Here is a 25,750-nt window from a genome sequence, read left to right as displayed (position 1 = left end):
TAAAAGTCTGCGCAAGCAATACAGCGAGCATTGGAACGATATCTTTAAAACTATTACGACTGATAATGGTTCTGAATTTGCGGATCTATCTCAGCTGGAAGATATTTCCAAATCACTAGTTTATTATGCTCATCCATATACTTCTTGTGATAAAGGCACTGTAGAGAGGCATAATGGCCTTATTCGCAGATTCATTCCTAAAGGTGACTATATTCATAACTACTCTCTCCAACAAATCATTGACATTGAAACTTGGTGCAATTCATTGCCAAGAAAGATCTTGGCTTATCATACACCAGATGAAATCTTTGAAAGAGAATTAGATCGCATCTATCAAACAGCCTAAACAAAAGTGTTCAAGTTATTATTGCAATTTACGAAAAAGTTATTTATAAAGTTTAGCCTGCAATGCGTCTCATTTCATTGCAGGCTTTTTATTTTCGGTGTTGCAAGAAAATAAATAATTATCTTGCTTTTGCGTAGTTTAATAGCTGAGAAAATTGCTGCTATAACTTTTATTGCATTTTGTCTTTTATTCACATTGGTATTTTTGCTGTTTGTCTCATGGGTTTTTTGGCCGTTAAAAAGACGCTAAAAATTACTTTTTGGCGTCTTTTAATATGTAAATTTTAATTTATTTCCCTTCCCTTGCCTCAAAAAATTTACTGAAGAGGATTGTATCCAAGAGCCAAAAGAATAGATTGATTACGAGCATTAAGATTAGAGCTAGAGCCAAATCATCATTTGTTCCTGTGGTTTCCCCCATCATAAATCTAAACGGGAAAGAAATTATTTGTAGGCCAATGTCATTTGCTTTGATTGCAAGCCAAGCAACTAAAATAATCACAAAAACTGCAATTACCCGAAAATAAGCTTTGCTGAGTGCTTGGGGAAGAAAATCCAAAAGTGCGCGACTGGAGTAGTTTAAAAAACTGATAATGAAGTAACCAAAAAATGCGCAAAGAATAGCCATCATAATTGCACCAAAGAAGTTAAACATAATTTCTAGATCAACTAATTGCAGGTGTCTTGCAATATCAGTAAACATTTCGATTATGACAGTATGAAACTGACTATCAAAAGTAAAAGTAACAACGCCTAAAATTAATGTGCAAATTATTTCGAGTATCACAAAGAAAAGCAATGCACCAAACGAACTTAAAATATTATCGAAATACAGCTTTTTATCATCAATTGGTACTAAACGCCAAGTCTGACTTTTACTGACACGTTCATTTTGAAAACAGGTGGTTAAATAAAATATCCCGGTAAAAAGCCACGCTGATACCACAAAAATAGTCAGCCATAAGGTAAAGAAATTAGAAAAAATAGTTCTATTAATGTATACATGGCCGTTATTAAAATTGAAAAAAGACATCGCAAATGAAGCTACGGTCTGGATAATTAACAGAATAGAAATCCATTTGGTTTTTAATCTGAAAAGCACCGTAAAATAGCGATTAAAAATAGCCATTATTCATCCTCTTCTCTTTGATAAAAACTCTCATAAAATTCCTCTACACTTTGATTATCAGCTCTAATTGCTTCAGTCGACTTATGCATACAAACAGTTTTATTTTTAATAATAACAACTTCATCCAAAACCGCAGCGATTTCATTTACGAAATGATCTGAAACTAAAATAGTGGATTTTTCTTGCTTCCATAAAATTATCGATTTAATAATTTTTTTGCGAGCCATAGCATCAATGCCGGAAAAGGGTTCATCCAAAAGATATAAATCTGTTTTTCTGGAAAAAGTTAAAGCAATTATCAGCTTTTCTTTCATTCCTTTAGACATTTCAGATAAGCGCATGTCAGAATCTAAATTCATGAATTTTCTTAACTGCTCAAATTGCTTTAGACTAAAATCATGGTATAAAATTTGGTAAAATTTGACGATATCATTGATTTTAGTTGAATTAGCAAATCCTGTCAGGCTATCAGTAAAAGAAAGATGTGCCTTTCTGTCAGCTTCTTTGGCAAAACCTGCAACTTTAACAGTGCCTCGATAGTTTTTAGCTACGCCACTAATTATTCGCATTAAAGTAGTTTTGCCCGCTCCGTTTTCACCTAAAAGAGCAACAATTTTTCCTGGTTTAAGGGTTAAATTTAAGTCAGTAATAATTTTTTTCTGGTTCTTTTTGTAAACTAAGTCTGTTATTTCTAAGGGATTGCCCATTATTTACGCTCCTCTTTAAGATATTCAGTTAAAGATTTGAGAATTTGTTCATCAGAAACCCCTAAAGAGTTCATGCTCTGAACAAATTTGTCTAGTTCAGCGTCAATTAATTCCCTTTTCGTTTTTTCAAGTAAAGTAGTATCTTCAGTGACAAAATTACCTTCTCCCCTCTTGGTATACAAAATGCCTTCAAAGTTCATTTGTTGTAAAGCACGTTGTACCGTATTGACGTTTACAGTGAGTTGCACTGCTAGTTCACGTACAGAAGGGATTTTTTTACCTGGCTTCAATTTGCCGGTAATTATTTGTCGATATAGGTATTGCTTAATTTGTAAGTAAATGGGAATGTTATCTTTAAATTCCACAAGTCCACCATCCTTTGGCCGTAATACACCTATAATACACTATCATAAACTAGATTGATTTTTTCCGCAAACCTTTTATTTGTTGTAATAACTTGCTTTTTTGTGAGAAATTATAAAATTGTAAAAGTAATTTTTTCTTATTTGCCTACCTATTTACGTTCACTAGCTTCATAAAAATGATTAAATAAGAAAACGTTGCTGACCAACAAAATAAGATCGCAAATTGTGGTTGACAAAATTGCAAAAGGTAAACTACTAGAGAAATTAAATCCATAATTAGTCGGATGAATAACTGATAAAAGAACTTTGTAAACAAAGATATTTTGGATTTTAAAGAAGAACCAAATTAATCCGAAGATTATGAATATGTGTAATACTTTCACAACTGCTCCATTAATGTTTGCAGGGACAAAATCTAATATTGCTCGGCTGGCAAAATTAAAGAAACTGATAACAAAATATAAAAAGAAACAACTTAAAATAGCTAAGACAATCGTACCAAGTATTATCCAGAAAACATTGATGTCAAGATTGCGTTGAATACTTTTTAATAAATCGCGAAAAAAGTTCGTATCAGGCTTGTCGGTCAAATAGGATAAAAATAGAAGCATTATTGCAGCAACGAATTCAAGTACAATAAAGTAAATGAAAGACGCGAATGTGCTCAATACGTTATCAAGATAAAATTGACCATCACTTATTGCAGCTAAGCGCCAGGTTTGACTGCGGTTAAATTTCTCGCTTTGTAATGGTGTAATAAAATAAACAAAAAAGATAACAAAAAAGGCCAAGATGACAAAGTATAATGCCCATTCTGGTAAAAGTCCAACATTATTTTGGGGATTTTTGCGGATATGCCAATTGATCACTTCATAATAAGTAAAAAAGGCACATGCGAGAGCCGCAATTATCTGGAAAAAAAGTAATACGTGTAATTTTTTTGTTTTAATTTTAAATAGTCTATTAAATAACCTACTAAATTCTGCCATTTTGAACTCCTTATTTTTGCTCGATGACAAATTGTCACACATATAAAATTGGTATTATGCCTCTATTTTTTTACTTCGCTTCAAAGAAATGCTTAAATAAAAAAATATTAATGACGAACACTATTAAATTAACAACTACTATAATTAGATTAAGATAAGGTAAAGTGTTGTTATAAGCCGGATTTAAGTTTAAAAAATTCAAAAGGCTGCCTAAAACTTGATCGACAAAAATTTTTTCTACTTTGGTAAAAAACCAGGCTATTATGATAACAATAAAAATATGTAATATTTTGACAATTAACCCACTTGAAGCTATGGGAAGATAATCCATGATGGCTTTACTGGAAAAATTTAAAAAGCTGATCAATAACGAAATGAAAAAGCAACATAAAAGTAGGAGTAATATGATATCAAAAATTAAACGAATTGTATTTAGTTCAAAATTTGGTCTAAATTGCTTAAACATTCTTTCGCAAGAATTACGAAAAGCCTTATCCATAAAAAATGAAACAAATAGTAAGATGCCAGCAACAATAATGTTAAGAAAAATGAAATAGATAAAAGTTATAAACGAACTTAAACTATTAGCAATATAAAATTTTTCATCAGTGATTGCAGATAAACGCCAAGTTTGACTGCGATTAATCCGCTCATTTTTGACAGCCATATAAATAAAAAAGAAAATGATAAAAAAGACACTCAATAGACAAAAGCCCATAAGCCAATCAGGTAAAAGTTCGGAGTATAGATTTAAAAATTCGCCGAACTCACCTGTACCAATAAGTAGCCCAAAAACAGAAAATGCTAAAGCACCAACTATTTGAATAATTAAAAATGAATAAACATTCTTGGCTTTTTCTACAAAGAATCTGCCAAATAAATTTTTAAAAGAAGTCATGCTTTTCCCTTCTACTATGAAAACATGGAAACAGTATGAGGTTTTACTTCTCTCCTGCTTCAAAAAAATGATTGATTAAGAAGACGTTAATACCAAGTATTATTAAATCAATGATAAACATCATAAATACAACGGATTCTAATCCCGCAAGACCAGTAGATCTTAGTAAAAGTATATTGATAATATAGTTTGCAAAGACACTATAGAGCCTTACTAGTAATCCCACTAAGACGATAATTATAAATATGCGTACAAAAGAAATTAGAATATGACTTGATGCATGTGGTAAAAAGTCTAAAATTGCTTGACTGGAAAAGTTAAGAAAACTAACCAAAAAGTAAAGAAAAAGGCAAGTAAGAATTAGCAGTAATATAATGCCAATAAAACTAAGAACTGCAGTACTGTTTAAATCAACTTTAATCTGTAAATTTTTGCCAAATTTAGTATTAGTAAATATTGATAAAAATAAAAAACAAATTGCAATTAACACATCTAAGAGCACAAAATAAACAAGTGAAACAAATGAACTTAAGATATTGGCAACATAAAACTTGCCATCACTGATTGGTGCTAAACGCCATGTTTGATTTCTATTTAACCGTTCATTTTCAACTACGGTTAAAATGAATAAAATCGGTCCGAACAAGAAAGTTAATGATGCAAATAGTGCCATCCATCCTGGTAAAAACTCGAGATTATCTTGCGAATTAAAGTGAAATCTGCCAGAATAAAAACTAAAATAAGTAAAGAATGCTGAAACTAGAGAACTAATGAATTGCAGAATAACTAAAAGATAAACATTTTTGTTTTTTTTCTGCAGTAACTTTTCAAACAAATGATTGAAAACGTTCATTATTCCTCCTCCGCATCGTATAAACCTTCATAATAATCTTCAACACTTTTATGATGTTCGCGGATCTCCTCGGTTGATTTGTGCGTGTAAATGGTTTTGTCTTTAATAATGACGATTTCATCAAGCATACTGGCTATTTCGTTGACAAAATGATCTGAAACAAGAATCGTTGAATTTTCCGGTTTCCATAAAATGATCGAATTAATTATTTTTTTGCGCGCCATGGCATCTATCCCTGAAAAGGGCTCATCTAATAAATAAAGGTCAGCTTTGCGTGAAAATGCCAGTGCAATGATTAACTTTTCTCTCATTCCTTTAGACATCTCAGATAAACGCATTTCTGAATCTAATTTCATAAACTGACGCAACTGTTCAAATTGATTTTGATCAAAGTCTTGATAGATGATCTTATAAAATTTGACGATTTCTTTGATTTTCGTTGAATTAGCAAAACCCGTTAATCCATCAGTAAAGGACAAATGTGCTTTTCTTTCTGCAATCATATTCTCACCTGAAATAGTAACTGTTCCGCGGTAATTTTTAGCCATACCGCTGATAATGCGCATTAAAGTTGTCTTCCCAGCACCATTCTCACCTAGAAGGGCTACAATTTTTCCTGGTTGTAAATTTAAATTGATATTATCCAAAATTGTTTTTAAATTTTTCTTGTAAGTTAGATCTCTTATTTCCAATAGATTTTCCATTTTTAACTCCTACTTTAAGTGTTCAGTTAAAATTAAATTAAGCTGTATCGTTGAAACCCCTAGGGCTTTCATATTATGCACAAATTTACTTTGTTCAGATTTGATAATGTCTTTTTTAATTTTTTCCAGTAATTTTTTATCATTAGTCACAAAATTACCCTCTCCTCTTTTAGTAATTAAAAGCCCTGATGTAGTCATTTGTTTGAGCGCTTTTTGAATAGTGTTCACGTTGACCATTAGGTGAGTTGCTAAATTACGGACAGAGGGAATTTTCTGACTGGGTTTAAGTTTTCCGGTAATTATTTGGCGACATAAATCTTCTTGGATTTGAACATATATCGGCCTATCATCTTTAAACTTCATATTTTCCCTCTAACTGTATTACATATATAATACACTATAATATTACAATAAAATTAAAGTTTATGCAATTAATTGTTTAAAATCTTTTTCTGCGAAAAATTAAATAGCCAGCATAAGTACTAACTTTATTCAGTTGTAAGATAATAATATTTTTCATTTTCACTCATCTTTCCCCAAAAATTTTTATTAGTGATATACTTTGATAATACACTAATATAAAAAATAAGTAAATGATAATGGCAAGTGTATCTTTACAAAAAATCTTAGAATTATTTAAGTGTTCCACGATACGTCCAAAAAATCTTAAAAAAGCAAAAAAAGCGGATAAAACCATTTTTGACAATGATTTATACGCTTTTTCTTGTCTTTGTATTAGTTGTGCATAATTTTACTAACTTTTTGATAGCTTAATTAACTTTATTACAGCAACTTTTAGCCCTTTATTTATTTTTAATTATGTGAGTTATAAATAGTCAGTTTTGTTTCACTACTTGTTATCAGCAGCATTCATTTGCACCATTTTTATCATGACATCTACAGCTTTTGACATGGATTCCAGTACTGTGTACTCGAAGCGTCCGTGCATGTTTTCTTGACCAGAGAACAGATCCGGACAAGGTAAACCTCTATAAGTCAGAAGTGAACCATCTGTCCCTCCCCTTACGGGGTCTTCATTGATGGTTAAGCCTTCAGCTTGATATGCTTTTCTCGCTAAATTAACAATTTCCATGTGATCTTTAAGAATATCAGCCATATTGTAATATTGATCTCTCATGTTAAGCTTAATTCTTTCTGTGCCGAAATCCTTATTCATTTGATTGACAATAGCTCTGACTTTATTTTTACGATCTTCAAGACCATCTCTCTCAAAGTCGCGCACGATGTATTCCATTTGGGCGTTGTCTACTGTACCGGTAAAGTTGGTCAGGTGATAAAAGCCCTCTCTTCCAGCCGTCTTTTCAGGAACTTCGTTTTGCGGAAGTTGATTTTGGAAGTTAATACCAACCTGGATAGCATTGATCATCTGATCTTTAGCCACTGAAGGATGCACATTTACTCCTTGAATATCAAGCGTGAAAGTAGCAGCAGAAAAAGTGCCCCAATCTAACTTACCTGGAGCCCCGCCATCGACTGTGAAAGCAAAATCAGCACCAAATTCTTCGATATCAAAATGCTGAGCACCCATACCGATTTCTTCATCAGGAGTAAAACCAAACCGAATCTTGCCGTGTTTGATTTCTGGGTGGTTTAACAAATATTCTGCTACAGTAACTAATTCTGCTACTCCACATTTGTCATCCCCGCCCAGCAAAGTGTCACCAGATGCTGTAATGATAGTCTGTCCCGCATATTTCTTTAAGTTGGGAAACTCGGCCGGATCCAAATAAAAATTAGAGTCGCCTAATTGAATTTTAGATTTGCCGTCATAATTTTCATGAACTTGCGGCTTAACATTTTCGGCATTAAAGTCTGCGGTATCACAGTGTGCTAAAAGTCCCATTACAGGAACATCATAATCTACATTAGCTGGAATTTCGGCAATAACACAGCCTGATTTCTGATTATAATGCACATCAGATAAGCCTAATTTTTCTAGGTCAGGTAGAATTACTTCTTTTTGAAAGACTTCTTGGCGTTCAGTTGAAGGGAAACGATCTGAATGTTCATCTGAGCGTGAATTGACTTTGACATATTTTAAAAATCTGGGCAATAAATTTGGATATTCCATTTTTTCTCCTTACCTAAAATAAATCTTGAAATGGATTGGTTGAAACTTTTGATTCTGCGACTTGGACATCCCATGAATTTTCTTCATTCCACCGCACTAATTTCTGGTAAATTTTTTCTTTAAAAATCTTTTCAGTATAGTGTCCCGGATCAACGACTGTTAAACCCGCTGAAATCATATCATGGCCTGTATGGTAATAAACATCGCCAGTAATAAAAGCATCAATTTTTTCTGCTACAGCTTCAGGCCAGTATTTACCGCCATCGCCGCAAATAAAACAAACAGATGAAATAGTTTGCTTATTATCAGCAGTAATTAATCTTACCATTTTTACCTGCATCTTGTCTTTAACATAATAGGCAAAGTCTTGAGCAGACAATGGTTGCGGCAATCTGCCTTTGCGTCCAATTGCAATGCCATCTTCATCAGGAAAAAAAGGTTCAATGTCTTTTAAGCCTAATTCTTCGGCCTGCCAATCACTAGAGCCATCTTCTGCTTTATCTGAATTAGTGTGAATAGAATAGACTGTTATTCCATGAGCAATAATTTTGCCATACATGGCATATTGCGGATTTGCAAAATTCAGATTTGGCGCCGGTCGGAACATTAGCGGATGATGACTGATAATTAAGTCAACTCCATTTTGCACTGCCTCGTCTACTACTTGGGGTCTAACATCTAAGGTGGTCAATATTTTAGTGACATTCTGCTCAAGAGAACCTATTTGAATACCAACTGGATCACCCTTGCTGGCAATTTCTTCAGGAAAATGCTTTTTTAAAACGGCTACTACATCTTTAACTTTAGTCATTTAACTCCCCTTCAATCATTTTTATTTCATCTTCAATTTGCCTGATATGTATCCTATCTTTTTCTTGGGCTTTATTTAAATTAGACAGCAGCCTTTGATGATAGGCTAATTGATCCTGCCATTTTTGATAAAAAACCTGATTTTTTTCTTTTAAAATTTCTGGGCCAAAAAATATTTGCCGGTCAGTTAACCTGATAGTACTTTCTACCTCTTGTGCCTTGATCAGCTCATATATATGCCCGGCTTCAGCGATAATTTTTTCATCAATAATTTGATACTTATGTGTTGAAAGCCATTCACGCACACCAGGTTCGCCTACATTAGGTTCCAAAATTAAAGTCGCAAAATGAAAATTTTCTGACCAAGCTTTATCTAAAATATTGGTCATTAATTTACCACCCATACCAGCAATTAACACTGTATCAATTCTGTCTTTGGCGCTAACTGTTTCAAGACCGGATCCCAGACGGGTTTCAATTTTGTCTTTTAAGCCGGCCGCAACGATATCTTTTTCCGCATTTTGTAAGGGACCGGCTGCTACGTCACTGGCAATAGCATAATCAACTTTACCATCTTTTACTAATTGGATTGGTAAATAAGCGTGATCTGTTCCGATGTCAGCAATTCGGGCTCCTTGATCAACCATTTGTGCTAAAGTACTTAATCGTAAATTCATCTTTATCCTACTTTCTTTATAATAGAATTTTAGCATAATGCTTTTTATAAGATAAAAATAAAATAACGAATTTAGTTACTCTTATTATTAGTTTCTAAATCAATCTGGCGGTCAAACATGCTTACCTCGTCTTTAGCTATGTGATGAGCAACTTCAATCACTGTTCCGGGAAATTCTTTTAAGAAAGCGGCGTGGATTTTTTGAGACAATTTTGTGTCCAATGAGGAAGTAGCTTCGTCTGCTAACAAAATTTGTCTTCGCTTAAGCAGCGCGCGGGCAATTTCTATGCGCTGATTTTGCCCTCCTGACAAATTTTTACCTCCAAGACCAACTTGATACCCATACCTTTTTTTCTGACCAGTTCTTCTAGGCCAGCTTTAGAAACCGCCTTATTCAGCTCTTGTTGGGTAACCTTTTGCCCTAAAGTAATATTGTATTCAATCGTATCATTTAATATAAACGGTTGTTGATTGATTAAAGCAAAGAGTTCATGTAATAGCGAATATAGTTAATCCGGGCAAGTTTCCCGTAGGCTTTTGAGCAAAGGAGATGAATACTTTTAAAAGATAAGCTAAAAATACTGATTGAAATGAATAAAGAATTGAAATAAATAGAAAAAGAAAAAGTTTCCATTTCTTTGCATATTTGAGAGCCATGTTATCCTCCTAAAACTTAAAATAGTATTACAAGTATAATGAAACAAATTAATAAAAGCCACAAAATTTCTGATCTAATTTAAATTTGCTGGCAAAAAAGTGAGAAAAATTTTCTTTTTCTTTCTAAATCGCTATTTTATAATTGATAATAAGATTTAAAAGAAAGAGATTTTTTACTTAATGGATAGAACTGAACCAGTTACTTTAACGAATATGTGTATGATTAAAAAAAACAATAATATCTTAGTTTTGGATCGCAATGACCCCTATTGGCCAGGACTTACTTTTCCAGGAGGCCATGTTGAAGATCATGAATCTTTTCATGACTCAGTGGTGCGAGAAGTTAAGGAAGAAACAAATTTAGATATTAAGAACCCGCGTCTATGTGGTATTAAGCAATTCTATGATGAAAACGATCACCGTTATCTAGTTCTTTTTTACATAGCGACTGAATTTACCGGTACAGTCAAAGCCTCAAGGGAAGGCGAATTGACCTGGATGACTGAGGAAAAACTTTTGCAACATAGGTTAGCTTATAATTTTGACCGCGACTTACTGGTGTATTTTAATGAAGAAATTGGTGAACATATATTAGACGGTCAGCGAGATGAATTATTCTAAGGAGAATTTGAAATGCTTTCTGAACAAGCAATTAAGCGCTGGCATCTAGGACAAATAATAGTCCAAGAAATTCTGATCATTGTGGCGCTTGTGCTATTTTTTAAAATCAAACCTCTGGCCAAAAGTAAAATTGGGGCAATGGTAGTTCTGCCAGTTTTGTTTGTACTAATACTTCTACAACTAACACTCCTACACGAAAAACATCCTGCACGAAAATTAGTCCAATTTAATCATTATTTTCAAGCTGCTAACATCCAAATATGTTTTTTAGTACTTCTCACAATCGGAGCAAGTTTTATCAAAGTTTTAAATACTAAGAACCTTATCTGGTTATTAATTCCACTTACTATGTACGAACTAGTTATGCTAGTTCCTATGGCAGAACTGGCCTGGGGAAAGATAAGTAGTGTGATTGGGCAAATCATAACTTTATTATTATTCTCAAGTCTGATAGTTGCTATTTTAGAAATGTTGACTATGTATAGCTACCCTTCTTGGCTACAAATGCTTAATAAAACTGAAATTACCGGGGCAATTTGCTTTGTCATCACTTCAGTAGTTGTCATGAATAAATGGGGCTATCAAACTCCCGGCTTGAGATTGAGTTCAAGAGCTAAATATGCAGTTCTGGGTTTTATCGCTCTATTTATTATTATTGACTGCTTGTTTAATGCTTTTAATGTGGCAGATAACTGGGGACAACTGCTCACGAGCTGGGATTTTCAGATCACTACGAAGCATATAACAAAGTTCATTTGCGAAGGCATAGCAGCTGGTATAGCTGAAGAATGGTTGATGCGTTTTTGTGTTTTAAGCATTTTACTTAAAACTTTTAAAAATGCGCAACATCAAATCTTATGGGCGGTTGTATTAGATGGTTTAATCTTTGGAGCACTTCATATTGTTAACCTGATAGAGCAGCCAATACCGGCCACAATTTTACAAATGATTAATGCAAGTGTAGCTGGTATTACTTTTGCAGCAATTTATCTTTATACTGGGTCTTTTTTCATAAATATGGGCTATCATGCAGTTTTTGATATTCTAGCTTTCCTAGCTTCCGGTACCACGACCATGACTAACCCCACTGTTTTTGAATGGCAGTATTTGATCTTAACAACCTTAGCTTATCTGGCTTTTTCATTTTTCTTATTGTCAGGTAAACGCAAAAATGTTGTTGAATACAACATGGAGCAATGGGGATTAGCTGATAATTATGGAGTTTACGGCTTAAACTTTAAATAATAAAAAAGACAAGATTTTTTGAAATCTTGTCTTTTTGTTTAGCTATTTAATCTAAGAAATCACGTAGTTGATTTGATCTACTTGGATGACGTAATTTACGCAAAGCCTTTGCTTCAATCTGACGAATTCGCTCTCTTGTAACTCCAAATACTTTTCCAACTTCTTCTAGAGTTCTAGTGCGACCATCATCTAAGCCAAAGCGTAACCTCAAAACATTCTCCTCGCGATCAGTTAAAGTATCAAGAACTTCTTCTAATTGTTCTTTGAGCATTTCATAAGAAGCATGTTGTTCAGGACTAGTTGCATCTTTATCTTTGATAAAGTCACCTAAATGAGAGTCATCTTCTTCTCCAATAGGAGTTTCCAAAGAGACTGGTTCTTGAGCAATTTTCAAAATGTCGCGAACTTTAGCAGTAGGCATATCCATTTCGGCTCCAATTTCTTCTGGAGTTGGTTCGCGTCCTAAATCCTGCAATAGTTGTCTTTGAATCCTAATTAACTTATTGATAGTTTCAACCATGTGAACTGGAATTCTAATAGTTCTGGCTTGGTCGGCAATAGCACGTGTAATTGCTTGCCTAATCCACCAAGTGGCATAGGTTGAAAATTTGAAACCTAAACTGTAATCAAACTTGTCTACGGCTTTCATCAGTCCCATGTTGCCTTCTTGGATTAGGTCTAAAAATGACATGCCACGACCAACATAACGTTTTGCAATCGAAACTACCAAACGCAAGTTAGCTTCAGCTAATTCTTGTTTAGCTTCTTCGTCACCTTTTTCAATCCTTTTTGCCAAAGAAATTTCCTGATCAGCATTTAGTAATGGTACCCTACCAATTTCTTTAAGATACATTCTGACAGGATCATTCATTCTAACGCTCGAAGGAGCAGACATATCCTTTAATTCAGCTTTTTCAACATCTTTTTGTTTCTTCAAAGCTAAACTAGAAGGATTGCCCTTTTCATCAACGATACTAATCCCGTTATCTTCGAATTCCTGAACGAGTTGGTCGACTGCCTTTCCTTGGAGTTTATAAGGCTTAATCAATCGATCAACAAATTCATCTTCGGTAATTGATTTATCTTTTTTAACTTCTTTAACAACTTTTTTGACCATCTTATCTAAAGATAATTGCTCGTTGTTCTCAGTCTTTTTATTCTCTGCCACAATAAGCCCCCCTTTAACCCTGAATTCTCTTTAACTGCAAAATTTTACGAGTAATACTTATTATTTCATCATTATCTGCTTTACGTTTCGCGTCTTGTAAATCACCCATCAGTTGTTGGAGCTGCACTTTAATTTTTCGCATGTTTAAAGCATTAATTTGCTCATCAATTTCGCGGTCTGAAAAATCCTGAGGCATGTCCGTCATTTCAGCATTTATTATTATACCTTGAAGTTCGTTAGGAATAAAATCTAAAAAACTATTAACTGTCGGATTTTCTTGATTTTCACTAAAATTTAACCATAATTCCGCTAATTTTTGATAATTTGGATCAGGAAATAAAAATTGATGTGCTAAAAGATATTCTCGTGCATGATCAGAATGAATGAATAAGTATAATAAGCGCGTTTGAACTGGGTCATTTATTGTACTAGTTTGTTCATCTTCAATTGGAGCATCATGATAATCATTAATTGGTTCAGGTTCCAGCGGAACAGGATTACCCTGATGTCTCTTTGCCGTATTTTGCTGCCTACGATACTTTGTCAAATTAACCTTAAGCGAATCTATTGAAACACTTTGTTCTTTAGCTATTTTGTTTAAATACAAATCTTGTTCAACTGGATTTGACAATTGTGCAATTTCTTTGGTTGCTTCATCAAGATATGCTAATTTTTCGCGATCGTTAGCTAAATTATATTTTTGTGCCAGTCTTTTAAGGAAGAAATCCGTTGGGGTTAGTGCACCCTTAATTTCATCTTGGTATTTCTCGATACCATATTTTTTAACATACTCATCCGGGTCCAGTTTTTCAGGTAAAACCACAATCCCTAAATTAAAGCCGCCAACTTGATTAAACATCTTAGCAGCACGTTCTTCAGCATGGATGCCAGGATCATCCCCGTCATAATTAATAATTATATTATTGGTAATCCTGCGTAACATATATATTTGCTGGTCAGTCAGGCTGGTTCCCATTGAGGCAATACCTGATTTAATACCGGCTTTATAAGCCGCAATGACATCCATATATCCTTCGTATAAAATCAAATGCTTTTCACTACGAGCCGCTTTTTTAGCTTCTGCAAAATGGAAAAGTGTCTTAGACTTAGTAAATATCTTTGTTTCTGGACTGTTGATATATTTAGCTTCAGTTTTATCTGTTGAAAGACGTCTTCCCGAAAAACCGACAACATAGTCCCCTTCATTACAGAGAGGAAACATCAGCCTGTCTCTAAAGCGATCGAATAATTCTCCAGCTTGCGACTGGACAAACAACCCAGTATTAAGCAAATCTTCGTCTTGATAATTATGTCCCCGTAGATATGTTAATAACAAGTTATCTTGCTTAGGCGCATAGCCAATCCTAAAGTGATTGATAATTTCGTTATTCAAATCGCGGCTTTGCGCATATTCCAGACCGCGCTTTCCCGCATTAGTCGAAACTAGGACCCGATGATAAAAATCAGCAGCTTCTTCATTTATTTTGATCAAAATATTGGAAAAACGAGGTCTCTTTTGAGTGTATTCTCCAATATCAATATGAGCAAAGTCGGCAACCTTTTGGACACTTTCCGGGAACGTTAAATTTTCCTTGTACATGAGGAAGGAAAACACATTTCCCCCTTTGCCACAACCAAAACACTTAAAGAATTGTTTACCTTCATTCACTGTAAAAGAAGGAGTTTTTTCTTGATGAAATGGACAAAGTCCAACATAATCTTTACCCTTTTTTTCGAGTGAAACATATTGGCTTATAACATTAACTATATTGACGTTATTACGTACTTTGGCAATTGTTTCCTCGGGAATCAGACCAGCCATATTGCCACCTACTTTTATTTAATAACTAGCTTGCTTAAATCACCAAGACGATTGGCTAATTGTGCCACGCTATTCAACTGTGCCAAACGATTATTTTTAACTGCTTCGTCCTTAGCCATAATCATATTAGTATCAAAATATAAGTCAATTACGGGTTGCAATTTAACAAAACCATCATAAAGTGCTGCAAGGTCATTGACTTTGCTTAGTTTCTTAACCCCATTAGCCAGTTCAGTTTCTGTTTCGTTATCAAACAAGTCACTTTTGACCTCATTTTGACCTTTGTATTTGGCTTTCTTTAAAATATTATTGATTCTAGTCAAGCTTTCAACTACTGGTTTGAATTTATCATCATCATGATGCAATTGCAAAACTTTTGCTGCAGCGAGGATTTGAATAGGATCTTGCTGGCTTGAAGCCAAAACGGCATCAATAATATCATATTTATAATTATTTTTCTGTAAATATTGGTTAATCCGATCCCGAATAAATGATGAAATTTGTTCTTCTTGTTCGGCTGTCTTAGGCAATTTGGCAGGAGTTTTCTTTTCCAAAGCGGATACGATTTCCGGTAAGACTTCGTTAAACGACAATGACCATTTTTGCTCTAATAAAATTCGGACAATACCATAAGCATAGCGCCGCAGTGCATAAGGATCATTTGAGGAGCTCGGGATCATTCCTGCTGCAAAGAAGGTAATAATTGTATCTAATTTATCGGCGATTGATAATAATGAGCCAACGGTAGTTGCAGGTAATTTTCCTTCTGAAGTAGTAGGCATATAGTGTTCTTCTATTGCCTCAGCCACATCATCTTTTTCACCGGCGAGCTTAGCATAATGCTTACCCATCACACCTTGAAGCTCAGCAAATTCACCCACCATTTGGGTGACAAGGTCAAATTTATACAGCTGGCTAGCGCGGTCAAAATCCTTAATCGTTTGAGCATCTAAGTTCCACTTATTTGCCAAATAATCACCAATAATTTGTACTCGCTTCATTTTCTCAGACATGGAGCCGATTTTATCGTGGAATGAAACGTTATCTAACTTTTGTACAAAATGACTGAGTGGGTATTTACGATCCTCATCATAAAAGAATTGGGCATCATCTAGGCGAGCAACTAAAACTTTCTCATTGCCCGAAACCACATTTTCCAAATAGTCTTTATTACCGTTGCGGACAGAGATAAAGTGATTAATCAATTCACCATTTTGATCATAAACTTCAAAGTAACGCTGGTTGTCTTTCATAGAAGTAATTAGAACTTCTTGCGGCATTTGCAAATAATTTTTAGCAAACGATCCTGCAAAGACAGTCGGGTATTCGACTAAATTCGTTACTTCTTCAAGTAAGCTCTTGTCTGGTTTAATTTGCCAGTTGTTCTTTTTAACCAGCTTATTCATTTGGTCTACGATCATATTACGACGTTTAGTAGCGTCTACAATTACAAATTGATCTTTTAAAGCATCTTCATAATCGGAACTGTTAGCTAGAACAACACTATCTCCGAGAAAGCGGTGACCCTCAGTTTTACGACCAGCAGTAATATCAAGAATTTTTACAGGCACTACTTCGTTGCCAAATAATGACACAAGCCAGTGAATAGGACGCACAAATTCAAAGTCGTTTGAATCCCAGCGCATTTTTGTAGGAAAAGTCATTGCTTTAACAATTTCGCTCATCCCCAAAAGAATAGAACTGGTTTTTTTACCTTCTTTCTGCACATGAACATAAGCATATTCGGTACCTTTTAATTCTTCAAAGTAAATGTCATCTGTTGTCATCCCTTGACCACGGGCAAAGCCTTGTGCAGCCTTAGTCCAGTTTTTATCTTGATCAAGAGCTATTTTTTTAGCGGGGCCTTTTTTAATTTCATCAATATCATCTTGTTTTTCAGCTAATTCTTCCACTAAGATGGTCAATCTGCGGGGCGTCGAAAAAGTCTTAACACATTTAAATTTTAAGCCATTTTCTTTAAGAAACTTCTGCGTTCTGTCCGCTAGTTGCTTAACACTACGTTCAACAACGTGTGCCGGCATTTCCTCTGTGCCGATTTCAAATAAATAATCTTTAGCCATTTTCTAATCCCGCCTTCTTATCTTCTGCGTTCTTCAATAACGGAAATCCCCTTTTTTCACGTTCCTCTACAAAGCACACTGCTACTTCATGAGCCAAATTTCTAATTCTGGCTAAATAACCAGCCCGTTCGGTAACAGAAACTGCACCTCTGGCATCAAGTAAGTTAAAAGTATGAGAACATTTCAGGATATAGTCATACGCTGGCTGAACTAAATTTAATCCAATTAATTCTTTCGCAGTTCTTTCGTAAACGTCAAAAAACTGCAATAAATCTTTTTGATTAGATTCTTCAAAAGCATATTTCGAATTCTCATATTCTGCTTCTTTAAAAATATCGCGATATAAGACTCCGTCTCCCCACTCCAAGTCAAAGACAGAATTAACGTCTTGAATGTATGAAGCAAGCCGTTCTACACCATAGGTAATTTCACTCATTGTTGGTTTAACATCAAGTTCACCCACGACTTGGAAATAAGTAAATTGACTGACCTCCATGCCATCAAGCCAAACTTCCCAACCAACACCGGCACAGCCCATAGAAGGATTTTCCCAATTATCTTCTACAAAGCGAATATCGTGTTCAAGCGGATTAATTCCTAGCTCTTTTAGGCTATCAAGGTAATATTGTTGAATGTCTTCAGGAGCAGGTTTGATGACTACTTGAAATTGATGGTGTTGGAATAATCTATTAGGGTTGTCGCCATACCTACCATCAGCGGGCCGACGTGAAGGCTCAACATAACAAGCAGCCCAGGGTTCTGGTCCAACAGCACGTAAAAAGGTATAGGGACTCATAGTACCAGCGCCTTTTTCAACATCATAAGAAGGCATTACCATACAGCCCTTTGAGGACCAAAACTTTTCCAACTTAAAAATCATATCTTGAATAGTTAATTTTTTATTTGCCATTTATATTTCCTTCCTGCATTAGACCATAAAAAAAGCCTATGCAAAACATGCATAGGGACGAGATTCAGTCGCGGTTCCACCCTAATTCAGGAAATAATTCCTGCTCTTAATTCATTTAGCTAGAGGTGCCTTTTCCTAGGTGCTCTTACACTATGCAGCACTCGCTTATCTAGTACTTTTTTATCCTCATCATTGCCAAAATACATTATTATTTTATCATAAAAAGCATGCAACCTAAAGGCTTAGTCCATTAATTTCAATTCATCTAAAAATTTTTTAGTTTTAAGATTAATGTCAATTGTATCTTGATAGATACGGTCAATTGCTTTTCGTGTCGCCTTTTTAGTAGAGCTATTAATTTTAATGCTGCCTAAGCGTTCAAATGGTAGCAAAAATATTGTCCTTAAAACAGCAACTTCTTTCGGTTTTAAGTGCATGCGACCTGGATCAGTATAAAAATGTTTTTCACACAAAATACCGCCATTTTTAATTGAGTAATCAAACTCTCCTTGATCTTGACCGCAAATAACACAGTGCCGCAATTCAGGTTCAACTCCAAATGCTGCTAAAAGCTGCATCTGGACTATTTGGGTAATCATTTCAGGATCGGTACCACTTGCAATTTTTTGCAATGCGAATTTGGTCAAATCATAATACTTACCCAAATTTTGATATTCCATAAAAGCGTGGTCAACCAAATCTAAAATAAAGGAAGCATAAGCGTTTTTAATCAGATCATCGTACAGCCCCTCAAACTGCTTAACATTTTTATAAGTTCTTAAAGTACTTAATCCATGCCCAGAAAAGTATACGACATAAGTTCCATAAGAAAAATTTAGTAATGCAGCTCCTAATTTAGACTTCGGCTTAAGAGCACCATGTGCAAGCATAGTAAATATACCATTTTTTTCTGTTATGATTTTTGCTAACAGGTCAGCATCATGATATTTTTGTCTCTTAAAAATTATGCCTTCTACTTCCTTTAGCTCACGCACCATTTACGTAAAATCCTTTGGATTGTAGCCAATTCGCCTTAAAAATTGCGGGTCTGAACGCCAATTACGTTGGACTTTAACCCATAAGTGCAGATTGACCTTCTCACCCAATAAATCTTCAATTTGACGTCGTGAATTAATACCGATCTGTTTGAGCATTTTGCCGCCTTTGCCGATAATAATCCCCTTTTGACCACTTTTTTCGACATAAATAGTAGCCTCAATTTGAAGTTTATTATTCTCGTGCTTATTCATTTGTTCAACCCAAACCGCTGCTGCGTGTGGTACTTCTTCTGCAGTTAATTTTAAAATTTGTTCGCGAATTAACTCAGCAACCATGAAATATTCTGGACGATCTGTTATTTGATCAGAACCAAAGTACTTTGGTCCTTCTGGCAAATATTGATGCAATACTTGCATTAAGTCGCTAATGCCGACACCCTGAGTTGCCGAAACAGGGAGAAATTCTTTAAAAATATTCAAATTGCGGTATTGATCAATAATTGGTAATAGTTCATTAGGATTTACTTGGTCTACTTTATTAATAAGAAGTATAACTGGTACTTTAACATCCTTGAGCATATCTGCTATGTAAGCATCACCTTTACCCATTTCTTCAGGTTCTACCATGAACAAAATGAGGTCAACATCTTTTAAGCTAGACAAGCTGGCTTTATCCATGTATTCATCTAAATTTAGGTGGGGCTTAAAAATTCCTGGAGTATCGACAAAAACTGCTTGCATATCGTCAGTAGTCAAAATTCCTGAAATTTTATTACGTGTAGTTTGTGGTTTATTAGATGTTATAGCAACTTTTTGACCAACCAAATAATTCATTAAAGTGGATTTACCAACATTAGGTCGACCTAATAATGCCACAAAACCAGATTTATTGTTATTTTCAACCATTATTTTCCTCTACCTTCATCAAGTTGGTTCGAATATAGGGGCAAGCCATATTCTTCTAATACCTGACCCTGAATTTTAAACATTTCTTTTGCTTCATTAGGTTCAATATGGTCAAAACCATTGAGGTGCAAAAAGCCATGTACTAAGGTATAGCCAAATTCACGATCCCAACCGGTGCCATATTCTTTGCTATGACGCTCAATTACGTCTGGACACATGAACAAATCTCCTATATCTTCATAAAAATCAGGATCGGATTCAAAGGAACTAAAATCAATTAGTTCCTCACCATCTTCAATTGCAAAAGAAATAACATCAGTAGGTCTATCTTTACCGCGATATTTTTTATTAATTTCATTACTATGCTTTTCATCAACGAAATTAATGCTCAATTCCAGATTATTTTTCTTATTAATCTTATCTTTAGCAAGTAATAACAGCTCAAAGATCCAGTCTTTCCAATCACGCTCCTGGTTTGTTAAAAAACCAACTTCATCATTATAGGTAATATCAATCGGGGCCATTAATTCTGCTTTTCTTCCTTTTCATACGCGTTAATAATTTTGGCAACTACAGGGTGACGCACAACATCATTTGCTGAGAACCAAATAAACTTAATCTGCTCAATCTTTTTCAGAATACGTTCGGCATCAATTAGGCCGCTACGCTGTCTTCCTGGCAGGTCAACTTGCGTCATATCGCCATTAACAATCATTTTGGAATTAAAACCAAGTCTGGTCAAAAACATTTTCATCTGAGCATCAGTGGTATTTTGCGCTTCATCTAAGATAACAAAAGCATCATCTAAAGTACGTCCCCGCATATATGCTAGAGGAGCAACTTCAATTACACCACGTTCCATTAGATGGTCAGTAGTGTTAGTTCCCAGTATGGCATAGAGCGAATCATAAATAGGCCTTAAATAAGGATCAACTTTCTCTTTTAAATCACCGGGTAAAAAGCCCAAGGATTCCCCGGCTTCAACAGCAGGGCGAGTTAAAATTATCCTAGAAACTTCACCTTTTTTAAAAGCAGCAACTGCGCAGACTACCGCTATGAATGTTTTACCGGTACCAGCAGGACCAATACCAAATACCACATCATTTTTTTCAATTGCTTCAACATATCTTTTCTGTCCCATGTTTTTAACTCTAATCGGTTTGCCTTTAGCATCCCGAATTAAAATCTTTTTGTACAAGTCAGGAAAATATTCTGTTGTTCCCTTATCTGCCATTTTCATTGCACTTACAACATCGGCAGGACCGATATTAATATTTGCATTAACGACATTATCAAGAGCTTTTAAAACAGCTGAAATTTTTTTAATGTTGCCGTCTTCACCTTGAATAGCAATACTATTACCGGTGTCAACAACACTGGCATTATAGCCGGTTGACAAAAGATTTAAATTGTTATCATTAATACCAACTAATTTTTGGATATTCTCAGGATTTGTAGGTATAAAATTGGTTTGGGCCAAATAACTCTGCTCCTTTTCTTGCGCTTAACTTAGCTGATCACGCACTGCGGCCGAAGCTGCTTTTCCATCAGCTTTGCCCTTAATTTTAGGCATTAAAACTTTCATTACTTTGCCAAAATCTGACTTATCATGAGCGTTAACTTCAGCAATCGCTGAAGCCGCTGCTTCATTAAGTTCTTCCTTTGAAAGCTGCTTAGGTAAATAATCCTCAACAATTGCAAGCTCTTGCTTAGTTTCAGCAACTAGATCGTTTCTGTTTGCCTTGGCAAATTCTTCAATCGATTCTTCTCGTTGCTTCTTTTCACGGCTTAAAACTGTTAGTTCTTCTTCAGGAGTCAGATCATGACCTGCTTTAATTTTTTCATTCATTAATGCAGATTTAATCATGCGCACGGTATTCAATTTAACTTTGTCACGTGCTTTCATTGCTTCTTTCATATCTGACATTATTTGTTCAGACAGACTCAAAAAAATTCCTTCTTTCTCAACAAAATCTAGCTAAATTATATCAAATTTGAGAGTGAGTTTAAATTAAATAAAACATTAAAATCAATTAATTGGACAAAATAAAAACGACTCCTATCTCAACGATAAAAGTCGCTTATAAATTAATAATGTCTACGTTTGCGAGCTGCTTCGGATTTTAGTTTCCTACGAACGCTAGGTTTTTCATAAAACTCGCGCTTGCGGTATTCCTGTAAAGTACCACTTCTAGAAACGGAACGTTTAAAACGACGAAGAGCATCATCAATAGACTCGTTTTCGTGAACGACTGTCTTGGCCATATGTGATCCCTCCTTCCATTTCTTGACGTTACCGTCATACATTTAACTAAATTATATCAAACATCAACAATCGGTCAATACAAACGTACAATATTTTTTAAAAAATCATTCAGGAAAAAGTTAATCTGTAAATGATTTTGGTTAAATTGTATAATTAAAGAAAAAAAGGAGCATACTATGGCTGAAGAAACACCAAAAAAAGAAGTTAACATTATTATAATTTCAGATTCTGCTGGAGATACCGCCTTTAACAATGCTGTAGCCGCCGCTGCTCAATTTCCTGATGCGCAAATTAATTATCGCAGATATCCTTTTATAATTAATAAAGAAAAATTAGAAGAAACTTTTGCGGAAATTATAAAATACCCTAATCTATTAATTATTTACAGCTTGGTCAAGGATGAAATGCAGATTCCGGTTATTCGTTTTGTAAGAGAGCACCAAGTTAAAAGCGTGGATATTCTATCACCAGCAATTGAATCCATCCAGGAATTGACTGGTCTTAAGCCGCAACAAAGAATTGGTGCCCAGCATAAAATGAACCAAAAGTACTTTGATCGCATTTCTGCAATGGAATTTGCGGTCATGTATGATGACGGTAAAGATCCTAAGGGCTTTTTAGAGGCTGATGTGGTACTTTTAGGAGTTTCGAGAACTTCCAAAACTCCCTTATCGCTTTTTTTAGCAAACAAAAATTTAAAAGTAGCTAATTTACCTTTGGTACCAGACACCCATATTCCTAAAGAAATTTATCAAATTGACCCTAAAAAAATTATTGGTCTGACAAATGATATTTCAGTATTAAATGAAATCAGGCGTGAAAGAATGATTTCTTATGGTCTAAATCCCGATACTTCCTATTCCAATGTTGATGCGATTAAAAAAGAATTGGATTCGGCCCAAAAGCTTTATGATCAACTTGGCTGTTTTGTAATAAACGTTGCTCACCGCTCGATTGAGGAAACTGCAGCAATTATTATGAATCATCTAGGTGTTCAAAGTTAATTTTTTCTTTATATGTATTGTTTTCATTATTTAACTTCCATATAATTAATTTAATATTAAAAAATTAAGAAGTTGCAGTCGGTTGAGGCAAAATAATGACAAACAAACAGGAAATTCAACAAGAAAATAAATCAATCAAAAAAATGGTTGCGTTCAGGCTGATCTTAATCGCTATTTTTGGCGGGATCACTGCCTTAGATGGCATTATTAGCCCAATCTTAATTGGTAAATTAATGGACAACATCAGTAAAAAAGAATTTTCCACTTCTTTTATCTTATTAGTGGTGTTTTTACTGTGCTTTGTTTTAGTTAACACTTCTTTTTGGATTTGGCGCTTATTGAGCCTGAATATCAGGAAAATTATTAACAAATGGTTGCGTAGCCAGGCAGTAGCCAGCTACAATAACCATCCGCAACTACAGTCAAGTAAAATTTTGAATTTTATCAATGTCACGATCAAACAATTTGAGAACCAGATTATTGATTCAGTAATAATGTTGATCTACTGCATCGAGCAAGCAGTAATCACTTTATTCTTTGTAATTAAGATTAATCCTATATTAGGTCTAACCTATTTAATATTAGGATTTATACCAGCAGTAGTTCCCTTTGTTTTTAAAAAATGGCTGAGCAAATCAACTGACCGGTGGAACAAGTCATACCAGCGCTACTCACTGCACACCACTGAATACTTTAACGGCTTCTATACCATCAAAAGATTTGAAAGCTTGTTAATCTTTAAAGATAAGCTGAACAATCTCTTAAATGACTCGGAAAATAAATATTATCAAATGGATGCGGACAAGGAGCATTCACGGTTTGTTTCTAACTTGCTCTATTCATTATCTACCATTCTTTCTTTGGGTTTGGGCGTTTACTTTGTCAGCATTGGTCAATTGACCGCTGGTGCGTTAATGTCCTTATATTTAGCAGCAGACAGGGTTACAAGTCCCATAATTAGTTCTATTCAATTCACTAACCAGTTACTTTCAAGTCGCCCATTAATTGATTCATGCCAAAAAATTATTTCTACCAAAGAAAAACCAATTAACAATATCGAGCCCCAAAAATTTACAGATAAGACGGTACTTAAAATTGATGATGGCTCATTTGGTTATGATAAAGCTATTATCCATAATCTTTCTTTTAGTGCCAGTAGTGGTGAAAAAATTTTAATTTCTGGTAGATCCGGCATCGGTAAAACAACGATAGTAAAAACAATGTTGAACGAGCTCAAATTATTGGGTGGAACAATTAAATACAGCAAGGAGTTATATGCTAAACCAATTTATGACAATATCGGTGTCTTAGCCCAAGAAACTACCATTTTTACCGGTACCCTGCTTTTTAACTTGTGTCTTGGTCAAAATTATCCGACTGCTTCAATTTTACAAGTTTTACATGAAGTTGGATTAACCAAATTTGCTAATGAGAATGCATTGAATATGAGGCTTGGTGAAGGTGCCAATGCCTTATCTGGAGGAGAAAAGAGAAAGTTAGAATTGGCCAGATTGCTTCTGCGCAATAAAAAGTTATTACTGGTTGATGAAGCATTATCTGGTTTAGATAAAGAAAGCTACGGTCAAGTCTTTGACTTGATTCTCAATTTCCCGGGCACAGTGATTGATATTGAACACAATGTGCAACCTGCATTTGCTAAAAAATTTGATAAAGTAATAGAACTTGATCAGTATGCTTTATGATAAAGAAACAGATTTAAGTTAATTATTTACTAAGTTTAATAATTTTAAGCTCATCAATTGCAGTAAACTACTAGGCAAAATAAAATGGAGTAAAACAGTAATCTGATCTAGCAATAGAAAGCGTGTAGAGTTTATGTATGAAAATAAAGAAAAATTAGATACAGCTATTTTCGCCGGTGGTTGCTTTTGGTGCATGGTTAAACCGTTTGACTCTTTACCGGGAATTAAAAAGGTGATTTCCGGTTACACTGGTGGTAGTGTTCCTAATCCAACCTATGAACAGGTCTGCACAGGAATGACGGGACATACTGAAGCAGTAGAAATCACTTACAATCCTGAAGTTATGCCTTATGAAAAGTTGCTTGACTATTATTGGCAAGTAACTGATCCGACTGACGCATCTGGGCAATTTCAAGATCGTGGTGATAATTATCGTCCCGTAATTTTTTATAATTCAGATGCGCAAAAAGAAGCAGCAGAAAAGTCCAGAGCAGCTTTGCAAAATAGTGGCAGATTTGATGAGCCAATAGTTACTAAAATTGAACCAGCGAAGCCATTTTACCCTGCAGAAGATTATCACCAAGATTTTTACAAGAAAAATCCAAGACGCTATGCTCTTGAAGAATCAGGTGGTAGAGAGGAATTTATTAAAAAGCACTGGCAAAATTAAAACAATTTTCAAGGAATTTAGCTTAAAAATCGTGCTGATTGTGTTAGTATATTTTAAATTGAATATTATCCCTGTCAGATTTCACGATTAATAAGTTACCTAAAAGTCTAATAATTTAATTAAGCAATCTG

Annotated in this window: 28 protein-coding genes; 6 read left to right on the top strand and 22 right to left on the bottom strand. The window is 34.7% G+C overall.

Annotated elements, in window-relative coordinates:
• Positions 1 to 346 (top strand): IS30 family transposase (locus H3T47_RS07475; RefSeq protein WP_199283052.1); only part of this gene is annotated, 346 nt, incomplete at its 5' end.
• Positions 347 to 634: 288 nt separating this feature from the next.
• On the opposite strand, the gene H3T47_RS07470 is transcribed toward H3T47_RS07475, so the two are convergent.
• The 12 genes from H3T47_RS07470 to H3T47_RS09375 form a co-directional block, all read right to left on the bottom strand.
• Complete coding sequence (locus H3T47_RS07470) at positions 635 to 1,474, bottom strand: hypothetical protein (RefSeq protein ID WP_199283051.1); 840 nt, start codon at positions 1,472 to 1,474, stop codon at positions 635 to 637.
• Positions 1,474 to 2,181, bottom strand: a complete 708-nt coding sequence (locus tag H3T47_RS07465; protein WP_199283050.1) for an ATP-binding cassette domain-containing protein — start codon at positions 2,179 to 2,181, stop codon at positions 1,474 to 1,476. The genes H3T47_RS07470 and H3T47_RS07465 overlap by 1 nt, the downstream gene beginning before the upstream one ends.
• Positions 2,181 to 2,546, bottom strand: coding sequence for a GntR family transcriptional regulator (locus H3T47_RS07460; RefSeq protein ID WP_046332134.1), 366 nt, complete (start codon positions 2,544 to 2,546; stop codon positions 2,181 to 2,183). Before H3T47_RS07460 ends, H3T47_RS07465 begins: the two co-directional genes overlap by 1 nt.
• Before the next feature lie 149 nt (positions 2,547 to 2,695).
• The gene (locus H3T47_RS07455) at positions 2,696 to 3,535 is read right to left on the bottom strand and encodes a hypothetical protein (protein ID WP_199283049.1); all 840 of its coding nucleotides are present in this window, start codon (positions 3,533 to 3,535) and stop codon (positions 2,696 to 2,698) included.
• A gap of 70 nt (positions 3,536 to 3,605) precedes the next feature.
• The gene (locus H3T47_RS07450) at positions 3,606 to 4,433 is read right to left on the bottom strand and encodes a hypothetical protein (protein WP_199283048.1); all 828 of its coding nucleotides are present in this window, start codon (positions 4,431 to 4,433) and stop codon (positions 3,606 to 3,608) included.
• Positions 4,434 to 4,476: 43 nt separating this feature from the next.
• The gene (locus tag H3T47_RS07445) at positions 4,477 to 5,286 is read right to left on the bottom strand and encodes a hypothetical protein (protein WP_199283047.1); all 810 of its coding nucleotides are present in this window, start codon (positions 5,284 to 5,286) and stop codon (positions 4,477 to 4,479) included.
• Entirely contained in the window at positions 5,286 to 5,990 is a 705-nt protein-coding gene (locus H3T47_RS07440; protein ID WP_199283046.1) for an ATP-binding cassette domain-containing protein, read from the bottom strand. Before H3T47_RS07440 ends, H3T47_RS07445 begins: the two co-directional genes overlap by 1 nt.
• Positions 5,991 to 5,999: 9 nt before the next feature.
• Positions 6,000 to 6,353: a GntR family transcriptional regulator gene (locus H3T47_RS07435; RefSeq protein ID WP_187158974.1), complete on the bottom strand. Its 354-nt coding sequence runs from the start codon at positions 6,351 to 6,353 to the stop codon at positions 6,000 to 6,002.
• A gap of 487 nt (positions 6,354 to 6,840) precedes the next feature.
• Entirely contained in the window at positions 6,841 to 8,082 is a 1,242-nt protein-coding gene (pepT, locus tag H3T47_RS07430; protein ID WP_199283045.1) for a peptidase T, read from the bottom strand.
• Between the two features lie 13 nt (positions 8,083 to 8,095).
• Positions 8,096 to 8,893, bottom strand: coding sequence for a Nif3-like dinuclear metal center hexameric protein (locus tag H3T47_RS07425; protein ID WP_199283044.1), 798 nt, complete (start codon positions 8,891 to 8,893; stop codon positions 8,096 to 8,098).
• A complete protein-coding gene (locus tag H3T47_RS07420; protein WP_199283043.1) occupies positions 8,886 to 9,569 on the bottom strand; it encodes a class I SAM-dependent methyltransferase in 684 nt (227 codons plus the stop codon). Before H3T47_RS07420 ends, H3T47_RS07425 begins: the two co-directional genes overlap by 8 nt.
• Positions 9,570 to 9,640: 71 nt before the next feature.
• On the bottom strand, positions 9,641 to 9,880 hold the full coding sequence (locus H3T47_RS09375) for an ATP-binding cassette domain-containing protein (RefSeq protein ID WP_046327150.1): 240 nt from the start codon (positions 9,878 to 9,880) through the stop codon (positions 9,641 to 9,643).
• Between the two features lie 525 nt (positions 9,881 to 10,405).
• Here H3T47_RS09375 and H3T47_RS07410 point away from each other — a divergent pair.
• A complete protein-coding gene (locus H3T47_RS07410) occupies positions 10,406 to 10,846 on the top strand; it encodes an 8-oxo-dGTP diphosphatase (protein WP_199283042.1) in 441 nt (146 codons plus the stop codon).
• Between the two features lie 12 nt (positions 10,847 to 10,858).
• Positions 10,859 to 12,091: a CPBP family intramembrane glutamic endopeptidase gene (locus H3T47_RS07405; protein WP_199283041.1), complete on the top strand. Its 1,233-nt coding sequence runs from the start codon at positions 10,859 to 10,861 to the stop codon at positions 12,089 to 12,091.
• Positions 12,092 to 12,137: 46 nt separating this feature from the next.
• Here H3T47_RS07405 and rpoD read toward each other — a convergent pair whose 3' ends face one another.
• The 10 genes from rpoD to rpsU all read right to left on the bottom strand — a co-directional run bounded on the left by rpoD (position 12,138) and on the right by rpsU (position 22,241).
• Positions 12,138 to 13,259, bottom strand: a complete 1,122-nt coding sequence (gene rpoD / locus H3T47_RS07400) for an RNA polymerase sigma factor RpoD (protein ID WP_038522729.1) — start codon at positions 13,257 to 13,259, stop codon at positions 12,138 to 12,140.
• Between the two features lie 13 nt (positions 13,260 to 13,272).
• The gene (dnaG, locus tag H3T47_RS07395) at positions 13,273 to 15,081 is read right to left on the bottom strand and encodes a DNA primase (RefSeq protein WP_199283040.1); all 1,809 of its coding nucleotides are present in this window, start codon (positions 15,079 to 15,081) and stop codon (positions 13,273 to 13,275) included.
• A 14-nt stretch (positions 15,082 to 15,095) separates the two neighbouring features.
• Complete coding sequence (glyS, locus tag H3T47_RS07390; RefSeq protein WP_199283039.1) at positions 15,096 to 17,162, bottom strand: glycine--tRNA ligase subunit beta; 2,067 nt, start codon at positions 17,160 to 17,162, stop codon at positions 15,096 to 15,098.
• Positions 17,155 to 18,072 (bottom strand): glycine--tRNA ligase subunit alpha, encoded by a 918-nt coding sequence (gene glyQ / locus H3T47_RS07385; RefSeq protein WP_046327155.1) that lies wholly within the window; start codon positions 18,070 to 18,072, stop codon positions 17,155 to 17,157. The genes glyS and glyQ overlap by 8 nt, the downstream gene beginning before the upstream one ends.
• A gap of 242 nt (positions 18,073 to 18,314) precedes the next feature.
• Positions 18,315 to 19,070 carry a DNA repair protein RecO gene (gene recO / locus H3T47_RS07380; RefSeq protein ID WP_199283038.1) on the bottom strand — a complete coding sequence of 252 codons (756 nt, stop codon included), beginning with the start codon at positions 19,068 to 19,070 and terminating at the stop codon, positions 18,315 to 18,317.
• Positions 19,071 to 19,976, bottom strand: coding sequence for a GTPase Era (gene era / locus H3T47_RS07375; protein ID WP_199283037.1), 906 nt, complete (start codon positions 19,974 to 19,976; stop codon positions 19,071 to 19,073).
• Positions 19,976 to 20,500 (bottom strand): rRNA maturation RNase YbeY, encoded by a 525-nt coding sequence (gene ybeY, locus H3T47_RS07370; protein ID WP_199283036.1) that lies wholly within the window; start codon positions 20,498 to 20,500, stop codon positions 19,976 to 19,978. Before ybeY ends, era begins: the two co-directional genes overlap by 1 nt.
• Positions 20,500 to 21,456 carry a PhoH family protein gene (locus tag H3T47_RS07365; protein WP_038522748.1) on the bottom strand — a complete coding sequence of 319 codons (957 nt, stop codon included), beginning with the start codon at positions 21,454 to 21,456 and terminating at the stop codon, positions 20,500 to 20,502. Before H3T47_RS07365 ends, ybeY begins: the two co-directional genes overlap by 1 nt.
• Positions 21,457 to 21,480: 24 nt before the next feature.
• Positions 21,481 to 21,924 carry a GatB/YqeY domain-containing protein gene (locus H3T47_RS07360; RefSeq protein WP_187158963.1) on the bottom strand — a complete coding sequence of 148 codons (444 nt, stop codon included), beginning with the start codon at positions 21,922 to 21,924 and terminating at the stop codon, positions 21,481 to 21,483.
• 140 nt (positions 21,925 to 22,064) lie between these two features.
• Positions 22,065 to 22,241, bottom strand: a complete 177-nt coding sequence (gene rpsU, locus H3T47_RS07355; RefSeq protein WP_009560161.1) for a 30S ribosomal protein S21 — start codon at positions 22,239 to 22,241, stop codon at positions 22,065 to 22,067.
• A gap of 177 nt (positions 22,242 to 22,418) precedes the next feature.
• On the opposite strand from rpsU, the gene H3T47_RS07350 reads away from it, so the two are divergent.
• From H3T47_RS07350 to msrA, 3 genes are all read left to right on the top strand, one after another.
• Positions 22,419 to 23,246 (top strand): pyruvate, water dikinase regulatory protein, encoded by an 828-nt coding sequence (locus tag H3T47_RS07350; RefSeq protein WP_046327160.1) that lies wholly within the window; start codon positions 22,419 to 22,421, stop codon positions 23,244 to 23,246.
• Positions 23,247 to 23,341: 95 nt separating this feature from the next.
• On the top strand, positions 23,342 to 24,949 hold the full coding sequence (locus H3T47_RS07345) for an ABC transporter ATP-binding protein (protein WP_199283035.1): 1,608 nt from the start codon (positions 23,342 to 23,344) through the stop codon (positions 24,947 to 24,949).
• A 133-nt stretch (positions 24,950 to 25,082) separates the two neighbouring features.
• A complete protein-coding gene (gene msrA, locus H3T47_RS07340) occupies positions 25,083 to 25,619 on the top strand; it encodes a peptide-methionine (S)-S-oxide reductase MsrA (protein ID WP_046327162.1) in 537 nt (178 codons plus the stop codon).
• The last annotated feature ends 131 nt before the right edge of the window (positions 25,620 to 25,750 follow it).

The organism is Lactobacillus sp. W8093 (assembly GCF_016100925.1).
Lineage (GTDB): Bacteria > Bacillota > Bacilli > Lactobacillales > Lactobacillaceae > Lactobacillus > Lactobacillus helsingborgensis.
This window is presented reverse-complemented; position numbering and strand designations above follow the sequence as displayed.

What these genes read in the sequence shown, in the direction of transcription:
- era (WP_199283037.1), bottom strand. Translation starts at nt 19,976, where the DNA reads ATGGTTGAAAATAACAATAAATCTGGTTTTGTGGCATTATTAGGTCGA.
- ybeY (WP_199283036.1), bottom strand. Translation starts at nt 20,500, where the DNA reads ATGGCCCCGATTGATATTACCTATAATGATGAAGTTGGTTTTTTAACA.
- glyQ (WP_046327155.1), bottom strand. Translation starts at nt 18,072, where the DNA reads ATGGCAAATAAAAAATTAACTATTCAAGATATGATTTTTAAGTTGGAA.
- H3T47_RS07465 (WP_199283050.1), bottom strand. Translation starts at nt 2,181, where the DNA reads ATGGGCAATCCCTTAGAAATAACAGACTTAGTTTACAAAAAGAACCAG.
- msrA (WP_046327162.1), top strand. Translation starts at nt 25,083, where the DNA reads ATGTATGAAAATAAAGAAAAATTAGATACAGCTATTTTCGCCGGTGGT.
- H3T47_RS07425 (WP_199283044.1), bottom strand. Translation starts at nt 8,893, where the DNA reads ATGACTAAAGTTAAAGATGTAGTAGCCGTTTTAAAAAAGCATTTTCCT.
- H3T47_RS07445 (WP_199283047.1), bottom strand. Translation starts at nt 5,286, where the DNA reads ATGAACGTTTTCAATCATTTGTTTGAAAAGTTACTGCAGAAAAAAAAC.
- dnaG (WP_199283040.1), bottom strand. Translation starts at nt 15,081, where the DNA reads ATGGCTGGTCTGATTCCCGAGGAAACAATTGCCAAAGTACGTAATAAC.
- pepT (WP_199283045.1), bottom strand. Translation starts at nt 8,082, where the DNA reads ATGGAATATCCAAATTTATTGCCCAGATTTTTAAAATATGTCAAAGTC.
- glyS (WP_199283039.1), bottom strand. Translation starts at nt 17,162, where the DNA reads ATGGCTAAAGATTATTTATTTGAAATCGGCACAGAGGAAATGCCGGCA.
- recO (WP_199283038.1), bottom strand. Translation starts at nt 19,070, where the DNA reads ATGGTGCGTGAGCTAAAGGAAGTAGAAGGCATAATTTTTAAGAGACAA.
- H3T47_RS07450 (WP_199283048.1), bottom strand. Translation starts at nt 4,433, where the DNA reads ATGACTTCTTTTAAAAATTTATTTGGCAGATTCTTTGTAGAAAAAGCC.
- rpsU (WP_009560161.1), bottom strand. Translation starts at nt 22,241, where the DNA reads ATGGCCAAGACAGTCGTTCACGAAAACGAGTCTATTGATGATGCTCTT.
- H3T47_RS07405 (WP_199283041.1), top strand. Translation starts at nt 10,859, where the DNA reads ATGCTTTCTGAACAAGCAATTAAGCGCTGGCATCTAGGACAAATAATA.
- H3T47_RS07345 (WP_199283035.1), top strand. Translation starts at nt 23,342, where the DNA reads ATGACAAACAAACAGGAAATTCAACAAGAAAATAAATCAATCAAAAAA.
- H3T47_RS07350 (WP_046327160.1), top strand. Translation starts at nt 22,419, where the DNA reads ATGGCTGAAGAAACACCAAAAAAAGAAGTTAACATTATTATAATTTCA.
- H3T47_RS07455 (WP_199283049.1), bottom strand. Translation starts at nt 3,535, where the DNA reads ATGGCAGAATTTAGTAGGTTATTTAATAGACTATTTAAAATTAAAACA.
- H3T47_RS07420 (WP_199283043.1), bottom strand. Translation starts at nt 9,569, where the DNA reads ATGAATTTACGATTAAGTACTTTAGCACAAATGGTTGATCAAGGAGCC.
- H3T47_RS07435 (WP_187158974.1), bottom strand. Translation starts at nt 6,353, where the DNA reads ATGAAGTTTAAAGATGATAGGCCGATATATGTTCAAATCCAAGAAGAT.
- H3T47_RS07470 (WP_199283051.1), bottom strand. Translation starts at nt 1,474, where the DNA reads ATGGCTATTTTTAATCGCTATTTTACGGTGCTTTTCAGATTAAAAACC.
- H3T47_RS07440 (WP_199283046.1), bottom strand. Translation starts at nt 5,990, where the DNA reads ATGGAAAATCTATTGGAAATAAGAGATCTAACTTACAAGAAAAATTTA.
- H3T47_RS07410 (WP_199283042.1), top strand. Translation starts at nt 10,406, where the DNA reads ATGGATAGAACTGAACCAGTTACTTTAACGAATATGTGTATGATTAAA.